Origin of the sequence: Pseudomonas sp. UBA4617, from assembly GCF_002386445.1 — a bacterium.
Classification (GTDB): domain Bacteria; phylum Pseudomonadota; class Gammaproteobacteria; order Pseudomonadales; family Pseudomonadaceae; genus Aquipseudomonas.
Window position 1 is genome coordinate 23618 of record NZ_DGIR01000013.1, and the last position, 8651, is coordinate 32268.

The window sequence follows — 8651 nt, forward strand, 5'->3', positions numbered from 1 at the left end:
GTTGTAATGGATCTGCTGTTCCTCGGCACCTCCGCCGGGGTGCCCACCAAGGCACGCAATGTCAGCGCCACGGCCGTGATCGAAGCCACGGGCAGCCACTGGTACCTGGTCGACTGCGGCGAAGGCACTCAGCATCGGCTGCTGCATACGCCGCTTTCGATCCGCGACCTGCGGGCGATCTTCATCACCCATGTACATGGCGACCACTGCTTCGGCCTGCCGGGCCTGCTGGCCAGCGCCGGCATGAGCGGACGCACCCAGCCACTTGACCTGGTGCTGCCGGTTGCCCTGCACGAATGGGTCCGTCAGGGGCTGGCGGCCAGCGACACCTTCCTGCCGTTCGAACTGCGCCTGCTAGCCGTGGAGGACCTGCTGGAATGGCACAGTGAGGCGATGCAGGTCACTACGGTGCAGTTGTCGCACCGGGTCCCGAGCGTCGCTTTCGTGTTCACCGAAATCAACCCCGAACCACGCCTGGATGTCGCACGCCTGGCAGCCGAAGGCATCCCCCGCGGGCCGCTGTGGGGCGACCTGGTCAAGGGCCTGGTGGTGGAGCACGGCGGACGGACGCTGCACGGCCAGGATTACCTGCGCCCGTCGCGTCCGCCCCGGCGCGTGATTGTGTGCGGCGACAACGACAACCCAGAACTGTTGGCCGACGCCGCCAAGGGCGCGGACGTGCTGGTCCACGAAGCCACGTTCACCCAGCCAGTGGTCGAACGCACCGGGGTCACCTTCGGCCATAGCACCGCAGCGGCGGTGGCGCGCTTTGCCGAAGCGGCAGGCGTGCGCAACCTGGTGCTCACGCACTTCAGCGCCCGCTACCAGCCGGACCCACGGCGCAGCCCGAGCATAGTCGACATACGTGACGAAGCCGCTGCCCATTACAACGGGCACCTGACCCTGGCGCAGGACCTGCAGCGCTACCACATCGGGCGCGATGGCAGTCTTCAACCAGGCGGATGACTGCACCGGCGACGAGCCCCTGCTGCTGAGGCGGCGTTGCTAAGCCGCCAGGCGCCCGCTGGCAATCGCCTCAGACGCCGCCAGCATCGCCCGCAGCAGCACCGCGCAGCCCGCCGCCAGGTCCTCTGGCGTGGCATTCTCGATTTCGTTATGGCTGATGCCGTTTTCGCAGGGCACGAAAATCATCCCCGCCGGCCCCATTTCGGCAAGGAAGATCGCGTCGTGCCCTGCCCCACTGACGATGTCCATATGTGGCAAGCCCAGCGCCTTGGCCGACTCGCGCACGGCATCGACACAGCCTTTGTCGAAGTACAACGCCGGGAAGTCAGCCGTCGGCACCAGCGTGTGGCTCAAGCCGTGCTTGGCACAGGTCGCCTCGATCACCGCCCGCACTTCACTGATCATCGCATCCAGTTGCTCGCCTTCCAGGTGGCGGAAGTCCAGGGTCATGCGCACTTCGCCGGGGATCACGTTGCGCGAGCCGGGGTAGGCCTGCAGGCAACCCACCGTGCCACATGCATGCGGCTGGTGGCCGAGGGCCGTGCGGTTGACCGCTTCGACCACGGCGGCGGCGCCGACCAGGGCGTCCTTGCGCAGGTGCATGGGTGTCGGCCCGGCATGGGCTTCGACGCCGCGCAGGGTCAGGTCGAACCATTTCTGGCCCAACGCGCCCAGCACCACGCCGATGGTCCTGGCCTGGTCCTCCAGGATCGGCCCCTGCTCGATATGCGCTTCGAAATAGGCCCCCACCGGGTGGCCCAGCACCGCACGCGGGCCGGCATAGCCGATGGCGTTCAACGCCTCGCCGACACTGACCCCCTGGGCATCACGCTTGGCCAGGGTTTCCTCCAGAGTGAACTTGCCGGCAAATACGCCTGAACCCATCATGCACGGGGCAAAGCGCGAGCCCTCCTCGTTGGTCCATACCACCACCTCCAACGGCGCTTCGGTTTCCACACCCAGGTCGTTGAGGGTACGGATCACCTCCAGCCCTGCCATGACCCCGAAGCAGCCATCGAACTTGCCACCGGTGGGCTGGGTATCGATATGGCTGCCGGTCATCACCGGCGGCAGCTTGGGGTTACGCCCTGGGCGACGGGCGAAGATATTCCCGACAGCGTCGATGCTCACCGTGCAGCCGGCGGCTTCGCACCACTGCACGAACAGGTCACGGGCCTGGCGGTCGAGGTCGGTCAGGGCCAGGCGGCAGACACCGCCCTTGGCAGTGGCACCGAGGCGCGCCAGGTCCATGAGCGATTGCCACAGGCGGGCGCTGTCGACATGCCGGGCGGTGGTGTTGAGGATCTCTTGGACTGGGGTCACGGGTTTCTCCTTCAGGCTTTGTTGTTGTCTGTGCCGGCCTCTTCGCGGACATGCCCGCGAAGCAGCACACGCGGTCTCAAGGCAAAGGCTTGGCCACCTGCGCCGGGCTGCGCGCCAGCACCCCGGCGAACAGGTAGTACAGCCCCCCTCCCAGCAGCGAGCCAGTGAACCAGCCATAGTCGTAGAACCAGCTGAAGCTGCTGTTGCCGATGGCCATCACCGTCAACGCGACCGGCAACGCAAAGGCGGCAAAACCGGCCCAGTTCCACGCCGGGTACACGTCGTCGCGGTACAGCCCGGCCAGGTCCAGCTGTTGCCGGCGGACCAGGAAGTAATCCACCACCATGATCCCGGCGATCGGCCCCAGCAGGCTGGAATAGCCCAGCAACCAGTTGGAGTACACACTCTCCAGGCTCAGGTCGGAGACGATCCAGCCCAGCTTCTTGAGCAACTCATGGCCCATCAGCGCCAGGCCGATGAAGCCGGTCAGCCACACGGCGCGGCTGCGCCCGATCAGGCGCGGGGCGATGTTCTGGAAATCGTTGGTCGGCGACACGATGTTCGCCGCAGTGTTGGTCGACAGCGTGGCGATCACGATCAAGGCCATGGCCAGGGCCACCCAGAACGGGCTGTGGATCTTGCCGATCAGGCTGACCGGGTCGGCCACGGTCTCGCCAACCAGCGACGCCGAGGCGGCGGTCAGCACCACGCCCAGGGCGGCGAACAGGAACATGGTCAGCGGCAGGCCGAAGATCTGCCCGAGAATCTGGTCCTTCTGGCTGCGGGCATAGCGGCTGAAGTCGGGGATGTTCAGCGACAGCGTGGCCCAGAAGCCGACCATGGCAGTGAGCCCGGCGCAGAAGTACCCGAGCATGCTGGCGCCTGCCGGGCGCTTGGCTGGCTGGGCCAGCAGCTCGGTCATCGACATGTGCGGCAAGGCCCACAACAGCAGGCCGATTCCCACCGCCACCAGCAGTGGTGCCGACAGCGTTTCCAGCCACTTGATCGACTCGGCACCGCGCAGCACCACCCACAGGTTCAGGCACCAGAAGATCATGAAACCGATCACCTCGCCGGTACCGCCCAGTGCCTTCCAGCCGTCGAATACCGAGCCGAGGAACAGGTGAATGGCCAATCCGCCGAACAGGGTCTGGATGCCGAACCAGCCACAGGCGACCACCGCGCGGATCAGGCACGGTACGTTGGAGCCGAGGATGCCGAACGACGAACGCAGCAGCACCGGGAACGGGATGCCGTACTTGGTGCCGGGAAACGCATTGAGGGTGAGCGGGATCAGTACGATCAGGTTGGCCAGCAGGATCGCCAGCAACGCCTCGCCCACGCTGAGGCCGAAATACGCAGTGAGCACGCCGCCAAGGGTATAGGTGGGTACGCAGATGGACATGCCCACCCACAAGGCGGTGATATGCCATTTGTTCCAGGTGCGCTGGTGCACCTTGGTCGGGGCGATATCGTGGTTGTAGCGCGGGCTGTCGAGGACATCGCTGCCCTCGGACAGCTCGAACAGGCCACCCTGCTCGACCACTTCCGATCTGCTCTGCTGCATCGGCTTTCTCCAGATGTTCTTTTAATTCTTCGCTCATCGGCTTGGTGCGATGGCCGGAGTACACGCGTAATGTGCTTGAAAATCTCGACCAGATTTTTATCTTGTCAAGTTAGTCAATGTTCATCAAAACCCTGATACCAGCACAACCATGTGAATTAATCTTTTATTTTCAATTACTTAAAAACCATAAAATTAATAGGAAAATTTTCTTGCTGAATGCCTGATCAGCATCTAGCCTCGATTCTTGTCAGGCCTGACAGGATTAACCGCCCTGCTCGCCTGCCCCCGACAATTCCAAGAACCGGCCCAGACCGGTCAGCCTGCGAGGAAGACGGCATGTCCCTGTTGATCCGTGGCGCCACCGTGGTCACCCACGAAGAAAGCTACCCCGCCGATGTCCTGTGTGCCGATGGCCTGATCCGCGCCATCGGCCAGAACCTCGAACCGCCCAGCGGCTGCGAGCTCCTCGACGGCAGCGGCCGGTACCTGATGCCCGGCGGCATCGACCCGCACACGCACATGCAATTGCCGTTCATGGGCACCGTGGCCAGCGAGGACTTCTTCAGCGGTACCGCCGCCGGCCTGGCCGGGGGCACCACCTCGATCATCGACTTCGTCATCCCCAACCCGCAGCAATCGTTGCTGGAGGCCTACCACACCTGGCGTGGCTGGGCGCAGAAAAGCGCCAGTGACTATGGCTTCCACGTGGCCATCACCTGGTGGAGCGAGCAGGTGGCGGAAGAAATGGGCGAGCTGGTAGCCCGGCATGGAGTGAACAGCTTCAAGCACTTCATGGCGTACAAGAACGCCATCATGGCCGCCGACGACACCCTGGTGGCCAGCTTCGAGCGCTGCCTGCAACTCGGTGCGGTGCCCACCGTGCATGCCGAGAACGGCGAGCTGGTGTACCACCTGCAGAAGAAACTGCTGGCACAGGGCCTGACCGGGCCGGAAGCGCACCCGTTGTCGCGCCCCTCGCAAGTCGAGGGCGAGGCCGCCAGCCGCGCCATCCGCATTGCCGAAACCCTCGGTACGCCGCTGTACCTGGTGCACGTTTCCAGCCGCGAAGCGCTGGATGAAATTGCTTATGCGCGCGGCAAGGGCCAGCCGGTCTACGGCGAGGTGCTGCCCGGCCACCTGCTGCTGGATGACAGCGTCTACCGTGACCCGGACTGGGCTACCGCCGCAGGTTATGTAATGAGCCCGCCATTCCGCCCGCGCGAGCATCAGGAAGCGCTGTGGCGCGGCCTGCAGTCGGGCAACCTGCATACCACCGCCACTGACCATTGCTGCTTCTGCGCCGAGCAGAAAGCCATGGGCCGCGATGACTTCAGCCGGATTCCCAATGGTACGGCCGGCATCGAGGACCGCATGGCAGTGCTGTGGGATGCCGGGGTAAACAGTGGGCGTCTGTCGATGCATGAGTTCGTCGCGCTGACCTCCACCAACACGGCAAAGATCTTCAACCTGTTCCCGCGCAAGGGCGCCATCCGCGTGGGTGCCGATGCCGACCTGGTGCTGTGGGACCCGCACGGCACGCGCACCATTTCCGCCCAGACCCACCACCAGCAAGTGGATTTCAACATTTTCGAAGGCCGCACCGTGCGCGGTATTCCCAGCCACACCATCAGCCAGGGCAAGCTGCGCTGGGCCGATGGCGACCTGCGCGCAGAAGCGGGTGCGGGGCGCTATGTGGAACGGCCGGCGTATCCGTCGGTGTACGAGGTGCTCGGGCGCAGGGCCGAAGTGCAGCGGCCGACGCCCGTGCAGCGCTGAAGCGATTGGGGCTGCTGCGCAGCCCATCGCGGCACAAGGCCGCTCCCACAGGAGTGTGCGGTTCCTTGCAGGAGCGGCCTTGTGTCGCGATGGGGCGCGCAGCGGCCCAAGAAACCACCGCAATCCTTGTTGCCTGCATCCAAGAAAAATAGAGAGGCTACAACCGTGATCGACGCCCTGAACCACTTGCCGCGCCCCCGGGCCGGTGCCGACCATCTGGCCAAGCGCTTCAGCGACCTGGCCCCACCCCTCACTCCCCGCCAGGCCGCCGTCGAAAGCGCGCGCTGCCTGTACTGTTACGACGCCCCCTGCGTCAACGCCTGCCCCAGCGAAATCGACATCCCGTCGTTCATCCACCGCATCAGTGACGACAACCTGCAAGGCGCCGCCGAACGCATCCTTTCGGCGAATATTCTCGGCGGCAGCTGTGCCCGCGTCTGTCCCACCGAAATCCTCTGCCAGCAAGCCTGCGTGCGCAACAATGCCGAGGAATGCGCCCCCGTGCTGATCGGCCAGCTGCAGCGCTATGCCCTGGACAATGCGCATTTCACCGCGCACCCGTTCCAGCGCTCGCCAGCCACCGGCAAGCGCATCGCCGTGGTCGGTGCCGGCCCGGCCGGGCTGGCCTGCGCCCATCGCCTGGCCATGCACGGGCATGACGTGGTGGTGTTCGAAGCCTGCGACAAGGCCGGCGGCCTGAACGAGTACGGTATCGCCCGCTACAAGTTGGTGGATGATTTCGCCCAGCGTGAAGTGGAGTTCCTGCTGGGCATCGGTGGCATCGAGATTCGGCATGGCCAGCGCCTGGGCGGCAACCTCGGCCTGGGCGAGCTGCGCGACCAGTATGACGCGGTGTTCCTCGGCCTCGGCCTTAATGCGGTGCGCCGGCTTGGCCTGGACGCTGAAGAAGCCCCCGGCCTGCTCGCCGCCACAGAATATATCCGCGAACTGCGCCAGGCCGATGACCTGAGCCAACTGCCACTGGCCGACCGGTGCGTAGTGATCGGTGCCGGCAACACCGCGATCGACATGGCCGTACAGATGAGCCGCCTTGGCGCCCGCGACGTCAACCTGGTGTACCGTCGCGGTCACGCCGACATGGGCGCCACCGGCCATGAACAGGACATTGCCAAGGCCAACCAGGTACGCCTGCACACCTGGGCCCGCCCCGATGCCGTGCTGCTGAACGACACCGGCAAGGTGCGCGGCATGCGCTTTGCCCGCACCGAGCTGGCTGACGGCCGCCTGCGCGACACCGGCGAAACCTTCGAGCTGGCCGCCGATGCCATCTTCAAGGCCATCGGCCAGCGCTTCGACGACAGCAGCCTCGGTGACCCGCTGGCGGCGCAACTGGCCCGCGACGGCGAGCGTATCCGGGTCGATGCAACGATGCAGACCAGCCTGCCGGGGATCTATGCCGGCGGCGACTGCACCGCACTGGGCCAGGACCTCACCGTCCAGGCCGTGCAACATGGCAAGCTGGCCGCCGAAGCCATCCATGCCCGACTCATGCTCAATGTGGAGGCAGCGTAAATGGCCGACCTGTCGATCGAATTTGCCGGTATCAAGGCACCCAACCCTTTCTGGCTGGCCTCCGCCCCGCCAACCGACAAGGCCTACAACGTGGTACGAGCCTTCGAGGCCGGCTGGGGCGGCGTGGTGTGGAAGACACTGGGCGAGGACCCGGCGGCGGTCAACGTGTCGTCGCGCTATTCCGCGCACTTTGGCCCGAATCGTCAAGTGCAAGGCATCAACAACATCGAGCTGATCACCGACCGTTCGCTGGAGATCAACCTGCGCGAAATCACCCAGGTGAAGAAGGACTGGCCGGACCGTGCGCTGATCGTGTCGCTGATGGTGCCGTGCGTGGAAGAGTCATGGAAGTTCATCCTGCCGCTGGTGGAGGCCACCGGGGCTGATGGCATCGAGCTGAATTTCGGCTGCCCGCACGGCATGCCGGAGCGTGGCATGGGCGCGGCTGTGGGCCAGGTGCCAGAGTACGTGGAGATGGTCACCCGCTGGTGCAAGACGCATTGCTCGCTACCAGTGATCGTCAAGCTCACGCCGAATATCACCGACATTCGCCAGTCGGCCCGCGCCGCGCACCGTGGCGGCGCCGATGCGGTGTCGTTGATCAACACCATCAACTCCATCACCAGTGTCGACCTGGAGCGCATGGTCGCCCACCCCATTGTCGGTGACCAGAGCACCCATGGCGGCTACTGCGGTTCGGCAGTCAAGCCGATCGCCCTGAACATGGTGGCGGAAATCGCCCGCGACCCGCAGACCCGTGGCTTGCCGATCTGCGGCATTGGTGGCATCGGCAACTGGCGCGATGCCGCCGAATTCATGGCCCTGGGCAGTGGTGCCGTGCAGGTGTGCACGGCGGCGATGTTGCATGGTTTCCGCATCGTCGAAGACATGAAGGACGGCCTGGCACGCTGGATGGACCAGCATGGGCATCGCAACCTCGAGGCGTTCCGTGGCCAGGCGGTGGCGCATACCACCGACTGGAAGTACCTGGACATGAACTACAAGTCGGTGGCGCACATCGACCAGCAGGCGTGCATTGGCTGCGGGCGCTGCCACATTGCCTGCGAGGACACCTCGCACCAGGCCATTGCCAGCACGCTGAAGGCCGATGGCACGCATGCCTACAGCGTGGTGGAAGAGGAATGCGTCGGCTGTAACCTGTGCCAGATCACCTGCCCGGTGGAAGGCTGCATCGACATGGTGGCGCAGGATACCGGCAAGCCGTACCTGAACTGGACGCAGGACCCACGTAACCCCTACCGCGAGGCCAGTTGAAGCGGATCGCTACCCGACCGACTGACGCAATCCTGGTGGGAGCAAATGTCTTGCTCAAATGTTCAAAGCTGGCGTTGTTCCTGGACTGCCCCCAGGAAGTTGGACACCAATCCAACTTAAAACTGTCCAACTTTTGGGGGGCAGTCCATCCTGTGGGAGCGGGCTTGCCCCGCGATCACGGGCGAAGCCTGTGCCATCCACTGCGTCGCCT

At 64.8% G+C, this 8651-nt stretch carries 6 protein-coding genes; 4 read left to right on the forward strand and 2 right to left on the reverse strand.

Annotated features, from left to right (window positions below; genetic code table 11):
* The first annotated feature begins 6 nt into the window (after window positions 1–6).
* Window positions 7–966 (forward strand): MBL fold metallo-hydrolase, encoded by a 960-nt coding sequence (locus B4L76_RS04625; RefSeq protein ID WP_296230828.1) that lies wholly within the window; start codon window positions 7–9, stop codon window positions 964–966.
* A 39-nt stretch (window positions 967–1005) separates the two neighbouring features.
* Here the strand turns inward: B4L76_RS04625 and B4L76_RS04630 are convergent, their stop codons facing one another.
* Entirely contained in the window at window positions 1006–2289 is a 1284-nt protein-coding gene (locus B4L76_RS04630) for a Zn-dependent hydrolase (RefSeq protein WP_296230829.1), read from the reverse strand.
* Window positions 2290–2365: 76 nt separating this feature from the next.
* Window positions 2366–3856: an NCS1 family nucleobase:cation symporter-1 gene (locus tag B4L76_RS04635; protein WP_296230830.1), complete on the reverse strand. Its 1491-nt coding sequence runs from the start codon at window positions 3854–3856 to the stop codon at window positions 2366–2368.
* A 336-nt stretch (window positions 3857–4192) separates the two neighbouring features.
* Between B4L76_RS04635 and hydA the strand changes: the two genes are divergently transcribed.
* The 3 genes from hydA (at window position 4193) to preA (ending at window position 8440) form a co-directional block, all read left to right on the forward strand.
* Window positions 4193–5632, forward strand: a complete 1440-nt coding sequence (gene hydA, locus B4L76_RS04640) for a dihydropyrimidinase (RefSeq protein ID WP_296230831.1) — start codon at window positions 4193–4195, stop codon at window positions 5630–5632.
* A 165-nt stretch (window positions 5633–5797) separates the two neighbouring features.
* Window positions 5798–7165, forward strand: a complete 1368-nt coding sequence (locus tag B4L76_RS04645) for an NAD(P)-dependent oxidoreductase (protein WP_296230832.1) — start codon at window positions 5798–5800, stop codon at window positions 7163–7165.
* Entirely contained in the window at window positions 7166–8440 is a 1275-nt protein-coding gene (preA, locus tag B4L76_RS04650; RefSeq protein WP_296230833.1) for an NAD-dependent dihydropyrimidine dehydrogenase subunit PreA, read from the forward strand.
* Window positions 8441–8651 lie beyond the last annotated feature (211 nt).

Bases quoted from the DNA above. Each gene is read 5' to 3' on its own strand.
- B4L76_RS04625 (WP_296230828.1), top strand. From the start codon at position 7: ATGGATCTGCTGTTCCTCGGCACCTCCGCCGGGGTGCCCACCAAGGCA.
- B4L76_RS04635 (WP_296230830.1), bottom strand. From the start codon at position 3,856: ATGCAGCAGAGCAGATCGGAAGTGGTCGAGCAGGGTGGCCTGTTCGAG.
- hydA (WP_296230831.1), top strand. From the start codon at position 4,193: ATGTCCCTGTTGATCCGTGGCGCCACCGTGGTCACCCACGAAGAAAGC.
- preA (WP_296230833.1), top strand. From the start codon at position 7,166: ATGGCCGACCTGTCGATCGAATTTGCCGGTATCAAGGCACCCAACCCT.